At 39.7% G+C, this 24318-nt stretch carries 18 protein-coding genes and 7 pseudogenes; 13 read left to right on the top strand and 12 right to left on the bottom strand.

Going from position 1 to position 24318, the window contains the following annotated elements:
• The 5 genes from NYZ99_RS18015 to NYZ99_RS17995 form a co-directional block, all read right to left on the bottom strand.
• On the bottom strand, positions 1-264 hold the full coding sequence (locus NYZ99_RS18015) for a DUF3098 domain-containing protein (protein WP_260572568.1): 264 nt from the start codon (positions 262-264) through the stop codon (positions 1-3).
• 9 nt (positions 265-273) lie between these two features.
• The gene (locus NYZ99_RS18010) at positions 274-1152 is read right to left on the bottom strand and encodes a cell division protein FtsX (protein ID WP_260572567.1); all 879 of its coding nucleotides are present in this window, start codon (positions 1150-1152) and stop codon (positions 274-276) included.
• A 64-nt stretch (positions 1153-1216) separates the two neighbouring features.
• On the bottom strand, positions 1217-1555 hold the full coding sequence (locus tag NYZ99_RS18005; protein ID WP_260572566.1) for a T9SS type B sorting domain-containing protein: 339 nt from the start codon (positions 1553-1555) through the stop codon (positions 1217-1219).
• Positions 1509-2855 carry an immunoglobulin domain-containing protein gene (locus tag NYZ99_RS18000; protein ID WP_260572565.1) on the bottom strand — a complete coding sequence of 449 codons (1347 nt, stop codon included), beginning with the start codon at positions 2853-2855 and terminating at the stop codon, positions 1509-1511. Before NYZ99_RS18000 ends, NYZ99_RS18005 begins: the two co-directional genes overlap by 47 nt.
• Positions 2770-3048, bottom strand: coding sequence for a hypothetical protein (locus NYZ99_RS17995; RefSeq protein ID WP_260572564.1), 279 nt, complete (start codon positions 3046-3048; stop codon positions 2770-2772). The genes NYZ99_RS18000 and NYZ99_RS17995 overlap by 86 nt, the downstream gene beginning before the upstream one ends.
• Before the next feature lie 241 nt (positions 3049-3289).
• Between NYZ99_RS17995 and NYZ99_RS17990 the strand changes: the two are divergent.
• The 3 genes and pseudogenes from NYZ99_RS17990 (at position 3290) to NYZ99_RS17980 (ending at position 8549) form a co-directional block, all read left to right on the top strand.
• Positions 3290-6343, top strand: a pseudogene (locus NYZ99_RS17990) (leucine--tRNA ligase).
• A gap of 264 nt (positions 6344-6607) precedes the next feature.
• Positions 6608-7708, top strand: coding sequence for an alanine dehydrogenase (ald, locus tag NYZ99_RS17985; RefSeq protein WP_260572563.1), 1101 nt, complete (start codon positions 6608-6610; stop codon positions 7706-7708).
• Positions 7709-7852: 144 nt separating this feature from the next.
• A pseudogene (locus NYZ99_RS17980) lies at positions 7853-8549 on the top strand (zinc metallopeptidase).
• A 50-nt stretch (positions 8550-8599) separates the two neighbouring features.
• On the opposite strand, the pseudogene NYZ99_RS17975 reads toward NYZ99_RS17980, so the two are convergent.
• Both NYZ99_RS17975 and NYZ99_RS17970 read right to left on the bottom strand, forming a co-directional pair.
• Positions 8600-9072, bottom strand: a pseudogene (locus NYZ99_RS17975) (Lrp/AsnC ligand binding domain-containing protein).
• A gap of 54 nt (positions 9073-9126) precedes the next feature.
• Positions 9127-10500: a saccharopine dehydrogenase family protein gene (locus NYZ99_RS17970; RefSeq protein ID WP_260572562.1), complete on the bottom strand. Its 1374-nt coding sequence runs from the start codon at positions 10498-10500 to the stop codon at positions 9127-9129.
• Between the two features lie 161 nt (positions 10501-10661).
• Here NYZ99_RS17970 and NYZ99_RS17965 point away from each other — a divergent pair, with 161 nt between their 5' ends.
• The 5 genes and pseudogenes from NYZ99_RS17965 to pckA all read left to right on the top strand — a co-directional run bounded on the left by NYZ99_RS17965 (position 10662) and on the right by pckA (position 15541).
• Positions 10662-11051, top strand: coding sequence for a DUF423 domain-containing protein (locus tag NYZ99_RS17965; protein ID WP_260572561.1), 390 nt, complete (start codon positions 10662-10664; stop codon positions 11049-11051).
• 13 nt (positions 11052-11064) lie between these two features.
• Positions 11065-12535: pseudogene (locus NYZ99_RS17960) on the top strand (SLC13 family permease).
• On the top strand, positions 12532-13071 hold the full coding sequence (locus NYZ99_RS17955; protein ID WP_260572560.1) for a glycerate kinase: 540 nt from the start codon (positions 12532-12534) through the stop codon (positions 13069-13071). The pseudogene NYZ99_RS17960 and the gene NYZ99_RS17955 overlap by 4 nt, the downstream one beginning before the upstream one ends.
• Position 13072: 1 nt before the next feature.
• On the top strand, positions 13073-13663 hold the full coding sequence (locus NYZ99_RS17950; protein ID WP_260572559.1) for a glycerate kinase: 591 nt from the start codon (positions 13073-13075) through the stop codon (positions 13661-13663).
• Between the two features lie 261 nt (positions 13664-13924).
• On the top strand, positions 13925-15541 hold the full coding sequence (gene pckA / locus NYZ99_RS17945) for a phosphoenolpyruvate carboxykinase (ATP) (protein WP_260572558.1): 1617 nt from the start codon (positions 13925-13927) through the stop codon (positions 15539-15541).
• A 77-nt stretch (positions 15542-15618) separates the two neighbouring features.
• Here pckA and NYZ99_RS17940 read toward each other — a convergent pair.
• The 4 genes and pseudogenes from NYZ99_RS17940 to NYZ99_RS17925 form a co-directional block, all read right to left on the bottom strand.
• A pseudogene (locus NYZ99_RS17940) lies at positions 15619-16361 on the bottom strand (uroporphyrinogen-III synthase).
• A gap of 8 nt (positions 16362-16369) precedes the next feature.
• Positions 16370-16690 carry a DUF4271 domain-containing protein gene (locus NYZ99_RS17935; RefSeq protein WP_260572557.1) on the bottom strand — a complete coding sequence of 107 codons (321 nt, stop codon included), beginning with the start codon at positions 16688-16690 and terminating at the stop codon, positions 16370-16372.
• Positions 16691-16742: 52 nt separating this feature from the next.
• The gene (locus NYZ99_RS17930; protein ID WP_260572556.1) at positions 16743-17024 is read right to left on the bottom strand and encodes a DUF4271 domain-containing protein; all 282 of its coding nucleotides are present in this window, start codon (positions 17022-17024) and stop codon (positions 16743-16745) included.
• Complete coding sequence (locus NYZ99_RS17925) at positions 17024-18694, bottom strand: ArnT family glycosyltransferase (protein ID WP_260572555.1); 1671 nt, start codon at positions 18692-18694, stop codon at positions 17024-17026. Before NYZ99_RS17925 ends, NYZ99_RS17930 begins: the two co-directional genes overlap by 1 nt.
• Before the next feature lie 129 nt (positions 18695-18823).
• Here NYZ99_RS17925 and NYZ99_RS17920 point away from each other — a divergent pair, with 129 nt between their 5' ends.
• The 3 genes and pseudogenes from NYZ99_RS17920 to NYZ99_RS17910 all read left to right on the top strand — a co-directional run bounded on the left by NYZ99_RS17920 (position 18824) and on the right by NYZ99_RS17910 (position 21328).
• On the top strand, positions 18824-19552 hold the full coding sequence (locus NYZ99_RS17920) for a polyprenol monophosphomannose synthase (protein WP_260572554.1): 729 nt from the start codon (positions 18824-18826) through the stop codon (positions 19550-19552).
• Positions 19553-19554: 2 nt separating this feature from the next.
• A pseudogene (locus NYZ99_RS17915) lies at positions 19555-20888 on the top strand (dihydroorotase).
• Complete coding sequence (locus NYZ99_RS17910; protein ID WP_260572553.1) at positions 20885-21328, top strand: DUF4296 domain-containing protein; 444 nt, start codon at positions 20885-20887, stop codon at positions 21326-21328. Before NYZ99_RS17915 ends, NYZ99_RS17910 begins: the two are co-directional and overlap by 4 nt.
• Positions 21329-21402: 74 nt before the next feature.
• Here the strand turns inward: NYZ99_RS17910 and NYZ99_RS17905 are convergent, their stop codons facing one another.
• A complete protein-coding gene (locus tag NYZ99_RS17905) occupies positions 21403-22317 on the bottom strand; it encodes an NAD-dependent epimerase/dehydratase family protein (RefSeq protein ID WP_338039103.1) in 915 nt (304 codons plus the stop codon).
• A gap of 104 nt (positions 22318-22421) precedes the next feature.
• On the opposite strand from NYZ99_RS17905, the pseudogene tyrS reads away from it, so the two are divergent.
• A pseudogene (tyrS, locus tag NYZ99_RS17900) lies at positions 22422-23719 on the top strand (tyrosine--tRNA ligase).
• A 43-nt stretch (positions 23720-23762) separates the two neighbouring features.
• Entirely contained in the window at positions 23763-24152 is a 390-nt protein-coding gene (locus NYZ99_RS17895; protein WP_260572552.1) for a hypothetical protein, read from the top strand.
• Positions 24153-24318: the final 166 nt, after the last annotated feature.

Raw genomic sequence — 24318 nt, 5'->3', positions numbered from 1 at the left:
TTAGTCTTTCTTTTTGTGAGGATTCAATAATATGGCGTAGACCTCTATTCCCAATCCGATCAAGACCAATGTCGGCGCCAATCGAATCCTTCTAAAATTATAGATCTCAGGGTTAAAAACATTAGGGTCATCACTTCCGCCACCGCTCATCAATATAAATCCTAGTGCTATACAGGCAACACCAATGAACATAAAAAGGTAATTTTTCTTTTGAAAAATAAATTCTCTCCTTGGGGACTGTTCCACTTTGTTCTTTTTGCTCATGGGGCAAATTTAATAATATAATTCGTCTGTTCTCAGATTTAAGAAACGCTGGGTGGCGAAGTACGTACTTAATAAAGATATTATAATACCTAGAACAAAGACCCCCACCAATAGAATAATGAGAATATAAGGGTCTTCTAAAAGTCCCAAATCCTGAAAATTGGTATTCACGTAATAGATGACTCCGGCAATAGCTAGCAAAGCAATCAGAGCTCCCAACATTCCCAATTTTATGTTTTGCCAAATAAATGGTCTGCGAATAAAACTCTTGGTTGCTCCTACCATTTGCATGGTCTTGATTATAAATCGTTTTGAATAAATGGAAAGACGAATGGAGCTGTTGATCAGCAAAACGGCTATTACAGTGAAAATGGCACTGGCTACCAAAATCCAAAAGCCTATTTTTTCCACACTTTTGGCCACCATGCTCACTAATACCCTATCATAGCTCACCTCATCTACATAGCTTTTTTCTTCAAGTGTGGCAGCTATTTCTGCCACTTTCTCAGCCGTAACAAAATCGGCATTAAGCTTTACATCAATGGAATTTTTCAAAGGATTATACCCCAAATAGTCGACAAAATCCTCTCCTATTTCCTTGCTATGCTGGGCAGCTGCCTCCTCCTTGGATACATAGGTGGCCGACTTCGTATAGTCGGCCATTGCCAGTGTTTTTTGCAATTGTTCAACTTCTATTTCCTTCGCATCCTCCTTTAAAAAAACGGAAATGGTAATTTGTTCCTTGGATCGATCTGCCATTTTTTTGGTATTCAGAACCGGAAGCCCTAAAATTCCCAAGAGAAATAACACCAGGGCAATACTCAATACGACCGAGAAATAGGAAGAGATTAGTTTTCTTCTTTGATATCTTTCAAATGCTTTACTCATAGTAACGGATAGCGATGTAAAAATAGAAAAGTAATGTGAAATGAATCATAAAATCCAAAAACTCTCATCGCTTCAAGGAAAAATGCCCTTTTCGATTTAAAGTGTCCAATTTAATATTGTACCAATAATCATCCGAAGGCATGGGAGCCCCTAAAAAAGTACCGTCCCAAGAAGCATCACTACCTCCGGCAAACTTCAATAATTTACCATATCGGTCATAAATAGAAAGTTCAATCTCATTAAAACTTTCAATACCCTCCGGGATGAATAAGTCATAATAATTGTCACCATTTGGAGTGAAAAAGGCAGGCATTACAATATGAAGGTAATCAATGTTTATAGTTCCACAGTTGGTCTTATCTCTTATGTAAATGGAATAGGCTCCCCCCCGTGACAGTTTCAAACACTGGACTGTTCTGAAAATTAAAACCGTCCAATGAATATTCAAACTCCCCAAGATTTTCGGTCGTTATGACGATAGAAGGGCCCACGGATTTGATGGTATCCAATCTGGGTGCATCTATTTGTTCCAGATTAATGGTTCTTATATTGGTACATCCATTCATATTCGTAACGGTCACATAATATTCGCCAGGCATGTTCACTGTAATCTCACTGGTTATTTCTCCAGTACTCCATGAATAGCTGGCATTGTCAATTTCAGCAGATAATACTGCTGAATCTCCTTCGCAAAAGCTTTCATTACTGTCAAAAACCTGTGGTAACGGATTGAAGGTCAACATGACGGGGGTTACGGCATCTGATGGACAGTTAATTTCGTTGGAATTTGCTTCGGCATAATATGTACCAGCAACTGTAGGAGAAAAAGTAGTACTATTTTCCAAAAGGAGATTACCGCCTATTGGGGAATCATACCAATTTACCTGGTATAAGTCTGATATTTGGACGGACAGTGTCGGGGTTTCATTTTCGCAAACCGTTACATCTCCATTATTTACGGGCGGAGGCGGTATGGGTACGATTTTGATTTCAAATACATCGGATAAAACGTTGCAGAGGTCATTGGAAACATTAACGGGATCCTCGGCAACCTTAACACGATAATACCTTGTTGTGTTCACCAATGGCGTAGTAAAGGTATTGGACGTTTCGCCGGGAATGTCGGTCCAGTTTTGATTATCCGTGCTTTCTTGCCACTGGTAGGCATGAGTCGAAAAAATGGAATTGTCAGGATTGGCCACCAAGGTTGCCCCAACCGCTCCTTGGTTTTCACAGGTAATTATAAAATCTTCGGCTTGGTCAGTTGAGACCGTTACGCTGTCTCCACAGGATTTAAAAACAATGTCATCTATGGCCAAATCATTACCACAGCCGCCGTTACTATTGTTTCGCATTTTTAGGATGACGGAGGTCTGTCCGGGTAGGGTTTGGAAGACCAAGGCATATTGCTCCCATTGTGGGGATGCCCTTCCTGGAATGTTTCCGGTATCCCCTTGAGCCAAAAGGTTGGTATCGGTTTCGTCCCAAATTTGAAACCGTACGTTTATGGGGATTCCATTTCCTTCACAGGAACCACTTGGAAGGAGATTTACCAACCACGATGAGAATTCATAGGTGGTATTCTCACAGAGTCCGGTAACAGGTCTTTGATAGAATTCACCAGCTGTAAAACTGGCGTTTACGATGAATGCTTTTCCGTTGGTGTCGCCAGGAGTATGGTCTCGGTGTATTGTGCCAATCAAAATAATTAGTGGTACTTGAGATGGTATAATCACCATCATTAGGGATTCCCGTAGTAAAATTATAGGTTGTGGTACCTAGCGGTAATGCAGGGCCATCCAGGGTGCCGGAACCAAAATCCTCCGTGAAAATGGGGTCTCCGGAATTTCCGGTGCAAAAACCTAGTTGAGCATTCACGTCAGTTGAGGCGAACATCGATAGTATGATGAAACAAAGAAAGTATTTGGGATCAGTAATTATCACAGATTTAAAGATACAGTTTTCGACCATAAACCATCGGTTTTTGGGATATAGGGAAGACCATTGTGTAAATCATCAATATCTTTTCAACTTTCATCGAATACACCTATTTTTGTACTTTGAATAATTTCGGGGATCATAGCGGAATATGCCGTACACGGACATTCCAATGTGGTCTTTTTTTATAGGAACGATGATGAATTACAATTTCAACGAAATTGAGGCCAAGTGGCAAAAATATTGGGCGGACAACCAAACGTTTAAAGCTGAAAATGATTCGGACAAAGAAAAGTTCTATGTGTTGGATATGTTCCCCTATCCCTCGGGAGCAGGTCTGCACGTTGGCCATCCCCTAGGGTATATTGCCAGCGATATATATGCCCGGTATAAAAGGCATAAGGGGTTTAATGTGTTACACCCACAAGGCTATGATTCGTTTGGGTTGCCAGCGGAGCAATATGCCATACAAACGGGCCAGCACCCGGCCATTACCACGGAAGCCAATATCAAGACCTATAGGAGACAGTTGGATCAGTTAGGCTTTTCGTTTGATTGGAGTAGGGAGGTGCGTACATCGGATCCCAGCTATTACAAATGGACCCAATGGATTTTTATTCAGTTGTTCAATTCTTGGTATAATATGGATTCCAATAAGGCAGCGGATATAGAAAGTTTGATCCAAGTTTTTGAAAAAGAGGGAAATGCCAATGTGAATGCCGTATGCGATGACAATATTGCTGCTTTTACGGCGGAGGAATGGAAGTCATTTTCCTCAAAGGAAAAACAAGAGATTTTACTAAAATACCGTTTGACCTATCTCGGCCGAAAGCGAAGTAAATTGGTGTCCTGCTTTGGGAACTGTACTCGCAAATGACGAAATTGTAAACGGTGTTTCGGAACGTGGAGGGCACCCTGTCATCCGAAAGAAAATGACGCAATGGAGCATGCGTATTACGGCGTATGCACAGCGTTTATTGGACGGATTGGAAAAAATTGACTGGCCACAGCCATTGAAGGATTCCCGGACCAATTGGATCGGTCGTTCCGAAGGGGCATCTGTAACGTTTAACGTCATTCCAACAGAGCAAAACGACGAGGAATTTCCGGAAATCGAAGTCTTCACCACCCGTCCCGATACGATATTTGGTGTATCCTTTATGACCTTGGCCCCGGAACATGAGTTGGTGTCCAAAATCACCACTCCGGAACAAAAAGCCGAGGTGGAGGCCTACATCGAAGCCACCGCCAAACGTTCCGAACGAGATCGAATGGCCGATGTGAAAACCATTACGGGTGCCTTTACAGGAGCATATGCGGAACACCCTTTTACCAAGGAACCTGTTCCTATTTGGATTGGGGACTACGTATTGGCAGGCTATGGTACTGGCGCAGTCATGTCCGTTCCCTGTGGTGATCAACGAGATTATGACTTTGCGAAACACTTCAATATTCCCATTCCTAATATTTTTGAGGGCGTGGATATTTCCGAGGAGGCTTTTGCCGATAAAGACCATACGATTATAGCGAATTCCGATTTCTTAAATGGACTACCCTATAAGAAAGCGGTAAAACGTGCCATTTTTGAATTGGAGCAATTGGGAAAGGGAAAAGGCAAGGTGAATTATCGCTTGCGGGATGCCGTCTTTAGCCGTCAGCGCTATTGGGGAGAACCCTTTCCGGTATATTATGATGCGGATGGTATGCCCCGGATGATTGAAACGGAGTATTTGCCCATTACCCTGCCGGAAGTGGAAAAATACCTTCCCACAGAAACTGGGGAGCCTCCTTTAGGAAATGCTACGGAATGGGCTTGGAATACTGAAAGTAATGAGGTGGTTTCCAATGAGCGCATAGACCATAAAACCGTATTTCCGTTAGAGTTGAACACTATGCCCGGTTGGGCGGGGAGTTCCCAGTATTTTAACCGTTATATGGACCTCATAACAGTGAGGAGATTTTTTCGCAAAAGGCCATTAACTATTGGCAGGATGTGGATTTATATATTGGTGGTAGTGAACATGCTACAGGCCATTTATTGTACTCCCGTTTTTGGCAAAAGTTTATGTTCGATAAAGGCTTGGTACCCGAAGATGAGTTTGCCAAAAAACTGATCAATCAGGGGATGATTACGGGGACGAGTGCTTTTGCATTTAGGTTACTATTAGAAGCAAAGCATGCAGATTCCCATTATGATAATAAAGAGGTTGAAGCCTTTTATTCCAACTTATTTGCTAATAACTCAATTTTTATTACAAGGGAAATTAGAAACGAATTAGTGCATGCTCAGAATCCTGAACCTTTTGAAAAGATTAAATTTAGTTTAATTGAGTTTTTCAAAAATATTGAAGCAAAGGTTAAATTGAGATTTCCGAAGCAGATAATATTTCTATTGATATTGATCGAGGTATGTCCGGCATCATTCCCATTCATGTAGATGTTTCGTTAGTTAGTGCATCTGACGAATTGGACATTGAAGATTTTAAAAATTGGCGACCGAGAATATGCGGAGGCTGAATTTATCACTGAGGAAGATGGCACATTTAAAGTTTCTCGCGAAGTAGAAAAAATGTCCAAATCCAAATACAATGTCGTCAATCCGGATGCTATTTGTGAAGAATATGGGGCGGACAGTCTCCGATTGTACGAAATGTTCTTGGGTCCTTTGGAGCAATCCAAACCATGGAATACGGCTGGTATCACTGGAGTACATTCTTTCTTAAAAAAGATGTGGCGTTTGTACCATACGGGACCCAATGAAACATTCTGTGTTTCAGATGATGCGCCTTCCGCAGAGGCTCTAAAAACCTTGCACAAGACCATTAAAAAAGTAGAAGAGGATATTGAGAACTTTAGTTTTAACACCTCGGTCTCTACATTTATGATCTGTGTGAATGAATTGTCCTCCCAAAAGTGCAATAGCAGGGACATCTTGGAACCGTTGGCTATTTTGGTTTCCCCCTATGCCCCACACATTGCCGAGGAGCTTTGGGAAAATATGGGTCACGCAGAGTCCATTTCCACCACACCTTTTCCCAAATTTGAAGAAAAGTATTTGGTTGAAAGTAGTAAGGAATACCCTATTTCCTTTAACGGTAAAATGCGATTTAAATTGGAGCTTCCTTTAGATATGGGCAAGGAGGAAATAGAAGCGGCGGTAATGGCCCATGAAAAAACGCAGCAGCAATTACAGGGAAGAACGCCCAGGAAGGTAATTGTGGTACCTGGGAAAATCGTCAACATTGTAGGTTAAGGCACTCCGTTGTTCACAACAGCGACAAGCTGCTGTAAATATTGGGTTTCAATTAAAACACCCTCTTTTTTTTTCGACTAGGGTTAAAAAAGGAGGGTGATTCTTTTTTAATTATATAAAAATAATATCGCACCCCTAAAATTTAAGGGGTATGTTATTAATTAAATGCTATTTTAATTGATTTACCCCTCCTTTTATCGATTATTTGTTTTTTAAAAATGAAAATTATCGCACCTTTACCCCATAATTTTAAAATTGATCATTATGATTGTTGGTATTCCAAAAGAGATTAAGAACAACGAAAGCAGGGTTGGAATGACGCCGGCCGGGGTTTTTGAATTGGTAAAGAACAACCATACCGTGTATGTGCAATCCGGTGCAGGGAAAGGGAGCGGTTTTTTTAATAAGGATTATCAACAGGCAGGAGCCGTTATTTTGGATACCATTGGGCAGGTATATGCGATGAGCGAAATGATTGTAAAGGTGAAGGAGCCCATCGCCGAAGAATATGATTTGATTCAGGAAGGACAGATTTTGTTCACCTATTTTCATTTCGCATCGAGCGAAGCGTTGACCAAAGCAATGATACGGCAAAAGGCTATTTGTATTGCCTATGAAACCGTAGAGGACGAAGATGGAACCTTGCCATTATTGACCCCAATGTCCGAAGTGGCCGGCAGAATGGCTATTCAGCAAGGGGCTAAATATTTGGAGAAACCCGTTAAGGGGCGCGGGGTGCTCTTAGGCGGTGTTCCAGGTGTGGCACCTGGTAGGGTGTTGGTATTAGGTGCAGGTGTCGTTGGTATACAAGCTGCTAAAATGGCAGCCGGTTTGGGTGCCCATGTGACCATATTGGATATCAATATGAAGCGTCTACGATACGTAAACGATGTGATGCCGCCCCATGTAGTTACAGAATTTTCGAACGAATTCAATATCAGAAAACATATTAAGACCCACGACTTGATTATTGGTGGTGTATTGTTGAAAGGGGCAAAAGCACCGAACCTTATCACTAGGGATATGTTAAAGGAAATGCGACCTGGAACAGTTATCGTCGATGTGGCCGTAGATCAAGGCGGATGTGTGGAAACTACAAGGCCTACCACCCACGAAGACCCTATATACATCATTGATGATGTGGTGCATTATTCGGTTGCCAATATGCCCGGTGCGGTACCCTATACCTCTACCATGGCGTTGACCAATGTTACCTTGCCGTACGCACTAAAACTGGCCAATCTTGGATGGGAAGAAGCTTGTAAGAAGGATGCTTCCCTGGAAAAAGGATTGAATATAGTTTCAGGTAAGGTAGTCTATGAAGAAATAATCGAAGCTTTTGGCTGGAAAGAAGCCTTTGCATAACGGTACAATTTGTCAGTTTGTGAAGACCCCATCATGCCCATTCTTACTGAATTATGGGTTTGGCGGGGTTTTTGCTTTCCAATACATGATTCCGCTTCGAAGCGGATTCTTATGTATATTTATTGAAACAAAAATTGTAACGTTATGATGGGATATTATATATTAATCGGTGCTATTGCCTTGGTGAGTTGGCTTGTTAGTAGCCGATTAAAAAGTAAGTTTAAGCATTATTCAAAAGTGCACTTACAAAATGGCATGAGCGGAGCCGAGATTGCCGAAAAAATGTTGGCAGACCATGGAATCCGGGATGTAAAGGTGATTTCAACCCCAGGAATGTTGACAGACCATTACAATCCTAAAAACAAAACCGTAAATCTTAGCGAAGGGGTATATAGCCAACGCAATGCTGCCGCTGCTGCCGTTGCGGCACATGAGTGTGGGCACGCCGTACAGCATGCACAGGCCTATGAGTGGTTGACCATGCGTTCCAAATTAGTGCCTGTGGTAAGCGTTACTTCAGGAATGTCTACTTGGGTCGTTTTTGGTGGTCTCGGCACTGGGTGCCGCTGCTGGTGTAGGTTTCGGTTATTGGGTGGCCGTTGCAGGTTTGATTATGATGGGAATGGCGACGCTTTTTAGTTTTATTACCCTGCCTGTTGAATATGATGCAAGTAACCGTGCTTTGGCCTGGCTGAAGAATAGAAACATGGTAACACAATCTGAGTACAAGGGTTCTGAGGATGCGTTAAAATGGGCAGCAAGAACCTACTTGGTAGCTGCCATCGGTTCTTTGGCCACATTGGTTTACTGGGGACTTCAGGTGTTTGGAGGAAGGGATTAGACTTCCTTTGCAAAATGAAAATAGGCCTTTCCAATTATGGAAAGGCTTTTTTATATCGTTATTTGACGGTCAATTTGTTGGGCAAGGGAAATAAAGGTCTCGGTTCTCGGATACTCCTTCGATTTGCTGAATCTCCTTGTTAAGAACATGCATGAGGTGCTCATTGTCCTTGCAGAGGATTTTTATTAGGATGGACCAGTTTCCTGTGGTGTAATGGCATTCCAATACTTCCGGAATTTTTTCCAATTGTTTAACCGCAGCCGGATTGCTCATCGCTTTGTCCGAGATAAATTCCTATATAGGCCATGGTGGTATAGCCCATGGCCCTAGGGTTAATTATGAATTTTGAACCTTTTAATAACCCGGAGGCCTCCAGTTTACGGAGTCTTTGATGGATAGCCGCTCCGGAAATACCGATGCTTCGGGCTATTTCCAACACAGGTTTTCGGGCATCCTCCATCAAAAATCTTAATATTTTCTTGTCGATACCATCAATCTTGGTGTTTTTGTTATCAGACTTCATGTTTATTATTTCATATTGAAATCAAAATTACGCAAATACCTTGAATATGTGATTTTAGCTAGCTACAGAATCCGGATTATATCCCGGATAGGGAACTTCGTATTCCTTAAAGTTGATGTCCAGACTCTCTAATTCTTTTAAAATGGGTTGGTACACCTCTTTTGAAATAGGTATCTGTACTCCGGGAGTGGTGATTTGTCCGTTTAGAATTTTTAATGCTGCGATGGCTACGGGCAACCCTACCGTTTTTGCCATGGCAGTATGAATACGGTCTTCACCAATGACTACCAATTTTGAATCGATTTGTTTTTTCTCCCCGTTCAATTCATACCCGAATTTATGGTACATGACAATCATATCCTTTTCTTTGTCTCCCAAGGTCCATTTGTCCTCTAGAATCTTTTGTAAAGCTTGGGCTGGAGTTGCATCGGTAATACCAATTTTTTTGGATTTATCGAAAAGGTTTAGTTCAACGAGTTTTTCCCATGTACTGTCGTCCTGATCAATTTTAAGATAGTGCCTCAGTTTGAGTTCTACGGAATCCGTTGGAGAATAGGGTAGGAATAGATTGATGAACTCCCTATAGGTCATATTTTCTGAATTTTCAATGGTATAGGTGTCATCTGTGGCCCCTAGTTGTACAAAGATGTTCCAAGCCTTTGAAAACCCAACGCGGCGCATGGTACCTCGGTAAATGGTCAGGGCATCCTGCAAACCGTAGGCTTCCCTATAATTTAAGGAATCCCTGTTTGCGTAGCCTTCGAACTTGCCAAAATCCTCTACTTCAAAAAATTCCGTTCGCCTAAATAGTTTATGATAGGGAATATATTTATACGTACCCTCTTGAATGAATTTGGCCGTTCCTCCTTGACCTGCAAGAACTACATTACGTGGGTTCCAGGTGAACTTATAGTTCCATAGGTTGTTATCGAACTCGGGGGCCACCAGTCCACCACAGAACGATTCGAATAACAATATTTTGCCTCCATTGTCCCGTATCCTATCAATGACCTGCATGGCACTCATATGATCAATACCTGGGTCCAGGCCAATCTCGTTCATAAAAACAAGACCGCTTTCAATTACTTTTTCATTGAGCTTTTTAAGTTCCGGGCTGATGTAGGATGCGGTTACTAAATGCTTTTTATAGGTTAGACAATCCTCAGCAATTTTGATGTGAAAGCGTGCCGGAAGCATGGAAATAACCAAATCCACCTCCTGAATCGCAGATATTCGTTCTTCTTCCCTAAAGATATCCAAGGTGCGAACGGCACAATTTGGGTGCGACTTAATTTTTCCCGAAATGGATGAGGTATCAAGGTCACCAATGATGACCTTCAAATTTTCGGTATCCGATTTTTCTAACAAATAATCCAATAAATAGGAAGTGGATTTACCAGCACCTACAATCAAAATTTTTCGCACCATGCTTATTACTTACTTTTGGTTGAAATTAAGTATACTAAGGTATCAATTTGTTATATATATAAAAATATATATCGATAAAGTTATAAAATCAACTATGTGTGATTACCCAACAATGAAGTAAATTGTAAATGAAATAATAGGTTTCGTTTAGACTGGAGTTTATGAAGAAAACAATATTGATTACGGCGTCCATTTTTGGATTTTTGGCAGTTGCCCTTGGAGCTTTTGGGGCCCATGGTCTAGAGAAACTTGTATCACCGGAGGCCGTAAACACCTTTGAAACAGGTGTTCGTTATCAAATGTATCATGCTATATTTTTATTTGTTTTAGCTCTAATACCCGGAATAAAAGAACAGGCGCAACGGATTGTATATGGATTGACCGTAATTGGCGTGGTATTCTTTTCATTTTCTATTTATCTTTTGGCCTTAAATAGTATCACACAGTTCGAATTTAAAACTATAGGTTTTATCACTCCTATTGGAGGTACCTTGTTGTTGGGGGCATGGGGATATTTAGGGTATCAATTGTATAGTTCAAAAATTAAATGATTTCCTTTAAGGTATGGGCAAAACAAAATTAATGGGGCTTATTTTAGGTCCTCTTTCTTTTTTTCTGATTCTTAGTTTCTTTCATCCTGATGGGGTGTCAAAGGAAGCCAATGCAGTATTGGCCTCGACAGTGTGGATTGCAATTTGGTGGATAACAGAGGCCATCCCAATTGCCGTAACCGCACTGTTGCCCATTGTACTCTTTCCGCTTTCACGGAGGCTTGGATCTTACGGCAACTTCGGGGTCTTTTGGGCATAAATACGTGTTTCTCTATATGGGCGGCTTTGTCATCGCCATCGCCATTGAAAAGTGGAATCTGCACAAAAGAATTGCCTTAAACATTATTCATGTGATTGGCGCCGATATCCGAAAGATAATTTTGGGGTTTATGGTAGCGACCGGTTTTTTGTCCATGTGGATTTCGAATACGGCAACTTCGGTCATGATGCTGCCCATTGGGCTGGCGATTATCAAACAATTAAAGGATAATCCGGCTACGGTGGAGGACGAGAACCTGTTATTTGGAAAATCCCTGATGCTCGCCATTGCCTACAGTGCTTCCATTGGTGGTATGGCAACCTTGATAGGCACTCCGCCCAATTTGGTTTTGGCGGGAGTGGTATTGGACACATACGGTTATGAAATTACCTTCATGCAGTGGTTCATGTTCGGACTTCCCATTTCCATAGTGCTGATTTTTATCTGTTGGAAATATTTAACCCGTTACGCGTTTTCCTTTAAGCAGGTAGAATTTCCTGGTGGTCGGGCGGAAATAAGCAGATTAAGGAATAGCTTGGGAAAGATTTCCTACGAGGAGAAGCTCATCGCCATTGTTTTTGCAGCAACTGCATTTTGTTGGATAACCCGTTCCTTTTTACTTCAAAAGCTTTTACCTGATTTGGATGATACTATTATCGCCATATTTTTCGCAATCCTATTGTTTTTGATACCTTCAAGGAAGAAAGGGGAACAGCTGTTGAATTGGGATGAGGCGGTACAGATGCCTTGGGGCATCATTTTACTTTTTGGTGGAGGTATGGCCTTGGCAAAGGGTTTTGATGAAAGTGGTCTTGCCGTTTGGATTGGGAGTCAAATGACATCTCTTTCAGGTCTTCCCGTTTTTTTGTTGGTATTGCTGCTCATTGCAGCTGTAAATTTTTTGACTGAAATCACATCCAATTTGGCCACAACAGCCATGTTGTTGCCTGTTTTGGCGCCTATGGCCCTATCCATTGAGGTGCATCCGTTTGTTTTGATGGTAGGTGCGGCTGTTGCCGCCTCATGCGCCTTTATGTTGCCCGTGGCAACTCCGCCCAATGCGGTGGTATTTGGTTCTGGATACCTACGAATTCCGGATATGGTTCGAAAAGGATTTTTCATGAATATAATATCCATTATCGTATTGAGCCTTTTCGTTTATTTTTTATTGCCCCAATTGTGGGATATCGTTATAAATGGCTTCCCGGAAAATTTGAACAAATGAGATTATTGATCATTCCGGATAAGTTTAAAGGTTCCATGACAAGTGAAGAGGTGTATCAATCTTTTAAACAGGGTGTGGAGAAAGTAATAAGTGATGCATCCTTTCATTTTGTAAAGGCATCGGACGGTGGTGATGGTTTTTTGGATGCTATCTCAACATACCGCGAATGTGATGAAATAGAAATGGAAACCTTAGATCCTTTAGGGCGAAAAATTTCCTCCTATTATCTATATGATCAAAAAAATGAATCGGCCTATATTGAATTGGCCAATTCCTCCGGGATGGAATTGTTGGAACCATCAGAAAGAAATGCTTCTTTGACCTCTACCTATGGAAGCGGACAACAGATTAACGATGCCATTAAAAGAGGGGCTAAAAAGGTCTATGTAGGATTGGGAGGTAGTGCTACCAATGATGGAGGAACTGGGATTGCCAATGCTTTGGGATTTGAATTTACGGACACTAAGGGCCATTCTTTGGAACCCATTGGAAAAAATTTAAGCCAAATTCAAGATATCAGGAATCCGAGAAAGTGATATGGATCTATCAAAAATCCGATTCTACGCCATAAACGATGTAAAAAATCCACTTTATGGTACAAATGGAGCTGCTTACGTCTATGCCGCCCAAAAGGGTGCCGACGAAGAATTGATACACGAGCTAGATGAAGGATTGAAGAACTTGTCATACATTTTTGAAAAAACATATGGAGATGATTTTTCGGATGTTCCAGGTTCCGGAGCAGCTGGAGGAACTGGTTTTGGGCTTAAGGCTTTTTTAGGCGCGGAATTTCTAAGTGGTGTGGAGTTCATTTTAGAATTATCGGAAGTTAAAAGTGTGCTGGATTCACAACAATTTGATTACATCGTGACCGGTGAAGGCAGAATAGATGACCAAACCCTTAGTGGAAAACTGATACAGGGAGTGATGGATTTGGCGAAAAAGTATACTATTCCAGTTTTGGCTGTTTGCGGTAAATTGGAAGTTTCATTGGATATTCTTACATCGAATGGCGTTCGAGATGTGATTGAAATTGGTGACCCCAACAAACCATTGGAATATAATATGAAGAATGGCAAAACCTTACTCGAAAATAGTGTAGCTGCCTATTTTGAGAAAAGGTTTTAGGTTCTTTCACTAGGTGGTTTTAGGCAAGAATCCATTATTAAATAGGTAATATTATCTTATTATTTTATCAAATTGATAATGGTTATACGTTTATGTTGGTTTAAATACGGCAAAAGTAACTTTTCGCACCATTTTTTTACAAAAAATATAATCTTTTGTCGAAGTTTTCATATTTCTTACCGATAAGTGTGCGAATACCGGTTGATTTCCAACGGTTTCAGGGGTAAATTTAATAGCTTTGAGAAACGATTATTTTGAGTTATGAACAGTTCATCTTCCAAACAAAAAACAATTTCACTTAAGAATTACGGAATACTACATGATAACTTTCATTATCAGCAAACTCCCGAAGAACTCCAAGAGGCCACTTTGGATTTGGGGATGGGAGTAGAGACCAAAAATGGCACACTTGCGGTAAATACCGGAGAGTTTACGGGTAGGTCTCCTAAAGATCGATTTATAGTTAAGGACGACATTACTAATGATAGAATTTGGTGGAGTCCTGTAAATATTCCTTTTGAGCCTGAAAAGTTCAAGGAATTATACGACAAGGTTATTGCCTATCTAAACGAGAAGGAACTTTTTGTTAGGGACAGTTACGCGTGTGCCGAGCCTGATTACAAATTGAATATAAGGGTCATAAACGAATATCCATGGTCTAATATGTTTGCCTATAACATGTTTTTAAGGCCGACGGAGGAGGAATTGGAAAATTTCAGTCCGGAATGGACAGTAATCAATGCGCCAGGTTTTATGGCCAACCCCGAAAAGGATGGAACAAGGCAACATAATTTTGCGATTTTGAACTTTACCGAAAAGATTGCTTTAATTGGCGGAACAGGTTATACAGGGGAGATAAAAAAAGGGATTTTTTCAGCGCTCAATTTTATTCTACCTGTTTTCAAGGAAACGTTGCCTATGCATTGTTCTGCCAACGTGGGTGAAGAAGGAGATACCGCAATATTTTTTGGATTATCGGGAACCGGGAAAACAACTTTGTCTACCGACCCAAATAGAAAATTGATCGGCGATGATGAGCACGGCTGGACTAGCAGAAATACCGTTTTTAATTTTGAGGGAGGATGTTACGCCAAGGTAATCAACCTTTCGGAGGAACAGGAACCTGAGATTTTTAATGCCATAAAACCCGGAGCCATTTTGGAAAATGTTGTATTGGACGATAAAGGTAATGTGGACTTTGCCGATACGTCTATAACCCAAAATACGAGGGTAAGTTACCCAATTTACCATATTGACAATATCCAACAGCCTTCCATCGGCAAAAATGTTAAGAATATATTCTTTTTGACCGCGGATGCCTTTGGAGTGCTCCCTCCAATTTCCAAATTAACACCTAGTCAGGCGGCGTATCACTTTATTTCCGGATACACGGCAAAGGTTGCCGGCACCGAAGCCGGGGTGGTTGAGCCCCAACCCTCCTTTTCAGCTTGTTTCGGAGCTCCTTTCATGCCCTTACACCCAACAAAGTATGCCGAAATGTTAAGTAGAAAAATGAAGGAAGCGGGAGTTGATGTTTGGTTGGTCAATACCGGTTGGACAGGAGGACCTTATGGTGTTGGCACCAGAATGAAACTTAAATATACCCGTGCCATGATCAGTGCAGCCCTTAGTGGGGAACTTGGTCTTTATTCATATGACACGTATCATATTCATTCCGTTTTTGGCGTGGCTCAACCAAGAGAATGTCCAGGAGTTCCTACCAGTGTTCTAAGTCCTAGGGCTACTTGGAACGATGACGAAAGATATTATACAACCGCATTTAAGCTTTCAAATGCTTTTAGGGAAAACTTTAAAAAGTTTGAAAAGTATGCTAGTGAGGAAATTAGGCGAGGAGGCCCTCAGCGTTATGCTTTTTAATTAATGAACTCAAAACGATAAAAACTAAAAAGGCCTTGCAAATCGCAAGGCCTTTTTTATGAATTCTGAAGCACCGATTATTTGTTGGCGTTCGTAATATATTTCTGTAATGCCATTGTCATAGATGGGGTCTCCGGAGTTGGGGCCTTTATATCTATTCTGAGTCCGGCACCTGTAGCTGCTTCTACCGTAGAGTTCCCAAAGACGGCGATCCTAGTGTCATTTTGTTTAAAATCAGGGAAATTGTGTAATAGGGACTCAATTCCTGATGGGCTAAAGAACACTAAAATATCATAGTAGACATCCCTAAGATCGGATAAATCACTGATGACCGTTTTGTAAAAGATACCTCGTTTCCAGTTAATCTCTAGTGCGTTAAGGGTTTCCGGTACTTCGGTTTAAGGACATCTGATGAGGGTAAAAGAAATTTTTCATCCTTATACTTTTTAATCATTGGGGCCAAGTCAGAAAACAAACGTTTTCCTACATAAATCTTCCTTTTTCTATAGACCACATATTTTTGAAGGTAATATGCAACAGCCTCTGACTGACAAAAATATTTCATGGTGTCCGGCACCTTGAAACGCATTTCTTCCGCAATTCTAAAGAAATGGTCCACTGCATTTCGACTTGTAAGAATAATGGCCGTAAAATCCTTTAAATCAATTTTTTGTTGACGGACACTTTTGGCATCAACTCCTTCAACATGAATAAAGGGTCTAAAATCAACCTTTACCTTTTCTTTGTCTATGAGCCTGGAATAGGGAGAATTTTCCATTTTTGGCTCAGGTTGAGAGACCAAAATTGTTTTTACTTTCATAGGTTACACTATTTTAGAAAGCTTCCCAATATGATTAGGGGTGCAATTTCGAGTGCGCAAAGGTACAAAATAAAATAGAAAAAGTAGGAACTAATGAATTTTTGATGAATCCTAATTACTGAAACCCAGCCGATAATATTAATGATAAGAAATAGGGCAATCGCTAATAATACTACGGTTATCGAGTTAATATATACAAAACTCAAAAGTATATTGGCAACAAAAAGAATGATACTGCCATAATTCAGATAAGAGGTTTTTTTAAATAGTAATTCGTTAATGGTTTGATAGGAACCAAAGGCAAAACTATTTCCTAATTGTAAGAACATCTTTACCAGCACAAAGAGAAAAAGCAATCCTAGGATTGCAAAAAAAGTGACTTTAGTAGGGATGATTTCTCGGACTTAAGTAGGCTTTCCAGGCAAGAAATGCGAATAGAGAAATATTTATAATTTGGAATACCGTAAGGAGTATATGAAACCAATTAAATAATTTTTCTTTTTTGTTGTACATGATAATGTACTTGTTGTTGAAGGGTAAAATGATAAAATTCAAGAAACGTGTGTAGAAAATTTTTTTAGCGATAACTATTAGTAACAAACTGCCAAATAACACAAGTGTAATCCAATCTAAATTTTCGGTAATCCTGTTAATTGGCTCCATTACTGTATGGGTGTTGGTTTTCCGTTCAAACCGGGATAAAGTCCATTTTCTGAAATAACAACCCTAATATAACCTACTTTTTCCTTATCATAATCGGGGATATCCAAACTAAAGTCTATAGAATCATTTTTCGCTAAAATTTGTAGACTGTCTTTCATTGGTCTTGGTTCAACTGGTTTTAAACCAAGGGTGATTTTATATGGACTCAAATATGCTATAGAAAATTTGAGTTTAGAAATATCAATATCAAAATCATAAGGATTGATAACCTTAAGATGGTAATTGGAATTCCCAAGAGATACCTTATCCTCTTCAAGGATACATTCCAACTTTCTGTAGGAGCTAAATTCGGAAATGTACTTACCCTTTAAAATTCCGCCATCAGGTTTGGTATGTGAAAATGTATTGTCGCTAATATACTTGGATATATATGCCACTTTTTTGCCCCTTACACGTTCCTCTGAATTGTCTATGGAATATTGGTTCTTTCTATACATGACATTATTAAGGGAAAAAGTAGGGATGCCTCCTGAATAAAATTCATACATAGGAGCATTTCTATATGAATTTTCAAAAACCATGGGAATATCACCCACCTCTTTATAAATTGCCTCTACCCAAGCCTTGTTTCCATGACTTTCATAATAAAAGTTGAAAAGTATAGGTTGGTAGACCAAACCTATCCTCAAATAAAGAATTATTAGGCTATTAACGATCCCCAATCTCATAATCCACTTAAGAATGGGTTTGTTCCCTAACATAAAATTATAGACAATGACCACCAATGGGATACAGATTACAATGATCCATTGAGTCTGAACCCTCCTGTTGAAACTTGACAAAAAGAAAAATAGGATAACTCCATAAGTCAAGAATAGTAGCGCTTTGTTAAATAAGTCTCTACTTTTTGTTTTGAATAGGGCGTAATAGATAAAAGGAAAGGTGAGTCCGAATAGGGCAATTAGGTTTACAAAAAAGCCCAACGTATATTTTTCAAACTGATAGGCATCGTTTGGACGCTCGTATAAGTGATATTTTATGCTTACAAAATCGTTTTCGTAAAGCCAATAAAAGTGTGGGGCATAACACATCAATGCGACTATGACCGATAACCATGCATATTTGTTTTTAACTAGGTTTAGGTTCGAAAGCAACACGAACATAATAACCAGTACGGCATGGTATTTACTATACATTAATGCCGCCATGAAAATTCCCAATATAATGGCTGTTCCAAACTTTGGGCTTTTCAAGAAGTACTTATAAGACAATAAAAAGCAGGAAGTAAAAAATAACAAAGGGGTATCCGGTAGGGTAAAGAAACCGTAGGCGTTTAATAAAGTCATGGAAAAGACCAGGACAAAGAAATGGGGTACGTATAAATTCTTTTTTGGATGGTCTATTAGCAACCATAAAACAACAAAGTTCAGGGCAGAAATAATACAGCTCACAAAACGGACCCCAAGTTCTCCATTAAAAAAGAGACTGCTACCTTTTATTAGCAGGGCTACCATAGGAGGGTGGTCAAAATAGCCCCAATCCATATTTTGACTGTAGTACCAATAATAGGCTTCATCAAATATCAATTCCGTAAATACGGATTGTAATAGATTCAGTACAAAAAATGCTGCAAGAAAATAATAGAATTGCCTTGGGATTTTTTTGAACATTGGCAGTCTTTAAAGGTGTAAAATTACAAACTTACGGTTGTTTTCCTTTTGTAAATTGACATTTAAGACACCATGCGATTTTTTCGCCATTATTAAAACACTATTTTTGTGCCCATATAGCATGAACCGATGTCCAACAGTGTTGTAATCATTCCTACTTACAATGAAATTGAGAATATTGATGCCATTATCAATGCTGTTTTTCAATTGCCGAAAAGCTTTCATGTACTTATTGTGGACGATAACTCCCGAGATGGTACTGCTGATCGGGTAAGACAATTACAGCATCAGTTTAAGGATGCTCTTTTTTTGGAAGTAAGACAAGAAAAATCGGGTTTGGGGACTGCTTATATTCATGGATTTAAATGGGCCATTGCAAAAAAATATGATTATATATTTGAAATGGATGCCGATTTCTCACATAATCCAACTGACCTATTGCGTTTGTTGAAGGCCTGTGAAAATGGCGCGGACGTTTCGGTTGGATCTAGATACAAAAAAGGAGTCAATGTAGTCAACTGGCCCTTATATAGGGTTTTATTATCTTATGGAGCGTCATTTTACGTGAAAATGATTACCGGGATGAGGGTTCATGATCCAACGGCAGGTTTTGTGTGTTACAAAAGACGTGTCTTGGAAAATATAGACTTGGATTCCGTTCGTTTTATAGGATATGCATTTCAAATAGAAATGAAGTTTAGGGCATACCTAAAAAATTATAAGATTGAGGAGGTTTCCATTATTTTTAAGGATAGGCTAAAAGGAAAATCCAAGATGAGCTCTTCCATAATCAGCGAAGCTATCCGGGGTGTTTTTGTAATGAAACTTCGTAGTCTTTTTCAAAAAAGTAGATTTTAACCATGGGTAAAACACTATTAAAGAATGGCAAGGTCGTAAATGAGGGTACGATTAAGGAATTGGACGTTCTTTTAGAAGGGGATTTTATATCAAAAATTTCTGAAGATATTACAGACAAGGAGGCCGTTGTCATGGATTTGGAGGGAAAATATATTTTGCCAGGAATTATAGATGACCAGGTCCATTTTAGGGAACCTGGCCTCACCCATAAAGGAAACATTGCTACAGAAAGCAGAGCCGCTGTTGCTGGTGGTATTACTACCTATATGGAGCAACCCAATACCAATCCACAAACGACTACAATCGCCAAGCTTGAGGATAAATTTTCAATAGCCAAAGACTCATCTTTTGCAAATTATTCTTTTTTGTTCGGAGGCACCAATGATAATTTGGAAGAATTAAAGCGTTTGGATACAAATGCCTGTTCAGGAATTAAATTGTTTCTAGGTTCTTCAACTGGAAATATGTTGGTCGATGATGAGGCCGTAATAGAGAGATTTTTAATAATACGGACATGGTGATTTCCGCGCACTGCGAAGATGAAACTACCATCCGTCAAAATTTAGAAAAATATAAGGAAAAGTATGGTGATGAAATTCCCGTAAAATACCACCCATTGATTAGAAGTGAAGAGGCCTGTTATATTTCTTCTTCGAAAGCAATTGCCCTTGCGAAAAAAACAGGTGCTAGATTACACGTATTTCATCTTTCCACAGGCAAGGAAACCGATTTGTTCAGGAATGATATTCCTTTAGAAGAAAAGAAAATAACCGCTGAGGTCTGCATACATCATTTATGGTTTTCAGATGCCGATTATTTGGATAAAGGAACTTTAATTAAATGGAATCCTGCTGTGAAAACGGCCGAGGATAGGGATACGCTTTGGAAGGCTCTGTTAGATGAAAGAATTGATGTTATAGCAACTGACCATGCTCCCCATCTGTTGTCGGAAAAGGACAAACCATATACGAGTGCCCCTAGCGGAGGGCCTTTGGTGCAGCATGCTTTACCTGCCATGTTGGAAAAACATTTGGATGGAGTTATTGGCCTAGAAAAGATTGTAGAAAAAATGTGTCATAACCCGGCTAAGTTGTTCCAAATAGAAAAAAGAGGATATATAAGAGAAGGATATTTTGCAGATTTGGCGGTTGTGTCCTTAAATGAATCCTGGCAAGTCTCCAAAGAAAATATTTTATATAAGTGTGGATGGTCCCCTTTTGAAGGAACTTCATTTCGATCCAATGTCACACATACTTTTGTGAACGGCCATTTAGCGTATGATAATGGTAAGGTGTCAGAAAAAAGAAATGCAAAAAGACTTACTTTCAATAGATGAGAAATTTAAGAATAAGCATACTTATTTTATTACTTACCTATTCTTGTGGTGAAAAATTAATAGAAAAACCGGACAACCTTATTCCGCGGGATAAGATGGTTTTGATATTAAAGGATATGGCCATACTAAATGCAGCTAAAGGTGTAAATTTGGGAATCTTAAAAGATAACGGAGTAGAACCAACTAGTTATGTTTTAGAAAAGCATGATATAGATAGTGCTTTATTTGTAGAAAGCGACCGATATTATGCATCTTTGCCTTTAGAGTATGAAGCTTTGTATACTGAGGTTGAGGCACTTTTAGAAGAGAAAAGAATACAATTAGAGGAAGAAAACAAGATTGCTGATAGTTTGAAATTGCTAGAAAGTAAACAAAAAAGAGACTCTGTTTTGGATAATGTTAAATCCTCGACTAATTTGGTGCAGGATACTCTTCAATAAACTTTTTGGAACTAAAAGCAATAGAATTCTCAATGGGTTCAAATTCCCAATCAAGAGCTGTCCTTATTTTATCGCTACTGTAGGTTTCTCGGATGAAATAGGGAATAAATTGAGTTTTTGGTAATTGACCTTGGCTTCCCGGTAATAAGGGTCTTCAAAAAATCGAAATACCTACCTATTTCCAATTGCCATTTCTTAAGTTCTTTCTTAGGGGGATTCTTTCCCTGGTTTTTAGCAATCATTCCTAGGATTGTCTTGAATGAAAGGTTGTCGGCAACAAGTATAAATCTTTCGTTTTGAATCGAAGACTCCATCAGCTTCAACATAATTTGAACTACATCATCCACGGAAACAAATCCTGTACCTCCGGGTGGATAATAGGGATAGCCTTTTTTCGCCGTAGTGAACAGTTTGCCGCTTCCGGTATTCCAAAAACCTGGTCCTATGATAACGCCTGGATTCACTATCACGACCTGTAAATTCTCCTGTGTCCCTCTCCACACTTCCATTTCAGCGGAACGTTTGGTCAAGGCATAAACATTGCTGTGATGCTCTGTCCATTCATTGCTTTCCGTAGCGCTTTTATGAGGTAGACTCCTTCCAATAGTCCCAATAGTGCTAACATAGCAGAGTTTGTCGATTTTATGGTGAATACAGTGGTTTACTATATTGGCCGTTCCCTCTGCATTGACCTTTCTAAGTTTCTTAAAGTCATTTGGGTCAAATGAAATTAGTGCAGCGGCATGATATACCTGGTTAATTCCTATAAAGGCCTCTTCCAAGGAAGGAAGGTCTAGAATATCGCCTTTTACCCATTCGATTTGATCAAAAATTGATTGGACATCTTCTAGGTAATAGGAGAAGACTTTTTTTACTTCTTCCAGCTTTTGCGAAGACCTATAAATAGCCCGAACCTTGATTTTAGATAAAACTAATCTTAATATTAGGTGGGATCCCACCAACCCAGTGCCTCCGGTAACTAAAACCATATTTCAAATTTAGGGAATACCCTTGGATAAATTCCTGTTTGTTTCAAGTTGATCAGCGGCAATTTTCCTTTTATATTTGCAGTGAATTAAAAAGAAATATATCAATGGCTTCAAACTTTGTAAAGGAGTTGGAATGGAGGGGAATGTTACACGATGCAATGCCCGGAACGGAGGAATATCTTATGGAAGGAATGCAATCTGCCTATGTTGGAATAGACCCAACTGCAGATTCCTTGCACATAGGCCATTTGGTTGGGGTCATGATGTTAAGGCACTTTCAGTTGGCCGGACACAAACCTATAGCTTTGGTGGGCGGTGCTACTGGGATGATAGGGGACCTTCCGGCAAATCCGCAGAGCGTAACCTATTGGATGAGGCTACCTTAAGGCATAATCAGGAGGCATTAAAAAATCAATTAGCTAGGTTCCTGGATTTTGAAAGCGACGCCGAAAATGCTGCTTTATTAGTCAACAATTATGACTGGATGAAGGACTTTTCCTTTTTGGATTTTATCCGTGATGTTGGCAAGCATATTACTGTCAACTATATGATGGCGAAAGACTCCGTGAAAAAGCGACTTTCTGCCGAAGCAAAGGAAGGAATGTCTTTTACGGAATTCACCTATCAGCTGGTGCAGGGGTACGATTTTCTTCATCTATACAGAACCTACAATTGTACCTTACAGATGGGAGGTAGTGATCAGTGGGGTAATATCACAACAGGTACTGAACTTATTAGAAGAATTGGTGGAGGAAAAGGGTATGCCCTAACCTGTCCTTTGATCACCAAGGCCGACGGTACTAAATTTGGAAAGACAGAAAGCGGAAATGTTTGGCTGGATGCTGAAAGGACTTCCCCTTACAAGTTTTATCAGTACTGGCTCAACACTTCGGATGCGGATGCAGAAAAATATATAAAGATTTTTACCTTCCTTTCCAAAGAGGAAATAGAGAGTCTCGTCGCCGAACATTCTGCAGCCCCTCACCTAAGATTGCTTCAAAGGAAATTGGCCGAAGAAATTACTGAAATGGTCCATTCCAAGGAGGATTTGGAAAATGCGGTAAAGGCCAGCGACATTCTTTTTGGTAAATCTACATCTCAAGATCTCAAAGGACTGAATGAAAAAACCTTTTTGGACGTCTTTGAAGGCGTTCCGCAAGCTGAGATTCCCATGGAATCTTTGGAAAACGGCCTGGACATGATTGCTGCGCTATCCGCCCGGACAGGTTTTTTGGGTTCTAATGGCGAAGCTAGACGTGAGTTAAAACAAAATTCTATTTCTGTTAACAAGGAAAAGGTCAAAGAAGACTATATCCTTAGTAAGGAAGACCTTATCAATGGGAAGTTTGTACTACTCCAACGAGGTAAAAAGAATTATTTCGTACTTACCGTTACACAATAGGCAACCTTTATTTGATTTTTTCATCTTCTTGGAAAGTGTAGCAATGAAGAGAATTTTGTTGTTTATAGTTTCAATTGTACTGCTCTCTTGTGATTCTGAAAATGACCCTGTTATACAAGATGCTGCATTACATGGGGAATGGATGTTACAGGAAATAAGTTGTTTTTGTGGATTTGACCCTGAGACTGATTTTTCCGAAACAAAATTGTTCTTTGATGTTGAAAACAGCAAGCTTACTGTCATTAATGAAGGCACCAGTCAATTTTTCAAGGAAGCTGGGGAATATTATTATGGTGGACAAAACAACATTCTCGATTTCACGGACGGTACCAGTTATCAATTTCAGGTAAAAGGGCGTCAGTTGTCCTTGGTATATTTGGACAATCCCAATATTGCTGATGATGAGGTGGCATACTACTTTATAAGACCTTGAACCTGAACTTTTAAAAGTAAAAAACTGGTTTATAATACTTCACATTGTCTTAACGCAACCGATCTAAATTTGTAGTATCTTAAATGAAGAAATAAAACCTGCTTAATTGTGAAAGGATGACTTTCGGATACTATTGTCAATCATACTTGTAATTGGATGTACAAGC

It is taken from the genome of Maribacter litopenaei, from assembly GCF_025244665.1.
Taxonomy (GTDB): domain Bacteria; phylum Bacteroidota; class Bacteroidia; order Flavobacteriales; family Flavobacteriaceae; genus Maribacter; species Maribacter litopenaei.
Note: the sequence above shows the minus strand (reverse complement) of the source record. Positions and strands in the feature narration are given on the sequence as shown.

Coding starts and splice junctions, on each gene's coding strand:
- NYZ99_RS17965 (WP_260572561.1), top strand. CDS start 10,662: ATGAAGAAAACAATATTGATTACGGCGTCCATTTTTGGATTTTTGGCA.
- NYZ99_RS18010 (WP_260572567.1), bottom strand. CDS start 1,152: ATGAGTAAAGCATTTGAAAGATATCAAAGAAGAAAACTAATCTCTTCC.
- NYZ99_RS17905 (WP_338039103.1), bottom strand. CDS start 22,317: ATGGTTTTAGTTACCGGAGGCACTGGGTTGGTGGGATCCCACCTAATA.
- NYZ99_RS17955 (WP_260572560.1), top strand. CDS start 12,532: ATGAGATTATTGATCATTCCGGATAAGTTTAAAGGTTCCATGACAAGT.
- NYZ99_RS17935 (WP_260572557.1), bottom strand. CDS start 16,690: ATGTTCTTACAATTAGGAAATAGTTTTGCCTTTGGTTCCTATCAAACC.
- NYZ99_RS17895 (WP_260572552.1), top strand. CDS start 23,763: ATGAAGAGAATTTTGTTGTTTATAGTTTCAATTGTACTGCTCTCTTGT.
- NYZ99_RS17995 (WP_260572564.1), bottom strand. CDS start 3,048: ATGTTCGCCTCAACTGACGTGAATGCTCAACTAGGTTTTTGCACCGGA.
- ald (WP_260572563.1), top strand. CDS start 6,608: ATGATTGTTGGTATTCCAAAAGAGATTAAGAACAACGAAAGCAGGGTT.
- NYZ99_RS18015 (WP_260572568.1), bottom strand. CDS start 264: ATGAGCAAAAAGAACAAAGTGGAACAGTCCCCAAGGAGAGAATTTATT.
- NYZ99_RS17950 (WP_260572559.1), top strand. CDS start 13,073: ATGGATCTATCAAAAATCCGATTCTACGCCATAAACGATGTAAAAAAT.
- pckA (WP_260572558.1), top strand. CDS start 13,925: ATGAACAGTTCATCTTCCAAACAAAAAACAATTTCACTTAAGAATTAC.
- NYZ99_RS17970 (WP_260572562.1), bottom strand. CDS start 10,500: ATGGTGCGAAAAATTTTGATTGTAGGTGCTGGTAAATCCACTTCCTAT.
- NYZ99_RS17910 (WP_260572553.1), top strand. CDS start 20,885: ATGAGAAATTTAAGAATAAGCATACTTATTTTATTACTTACCTATTCT.
- NYZ99_RS17920 (WP_260572554.1), top strand. CDS start 18,824: ATGTCCAACAGTGTTGTAATCATTCCTACTTACAATGAAATTGAGAAT.
- NYZ99_RS17930 (WP_260572556.1), bottom strand. CDS start 17,024: ATGGAGCCAATTAACAGGATTACCGAAAATTTAGATTGGATTACACTT.
- NYZ99_RS17925 (WP_260572555.1), bottom strand. CDS start 18,694: ATGTTCAAAAAAATCCCAAGGCAATTCTATTATTTTCTTGCAGCATTT.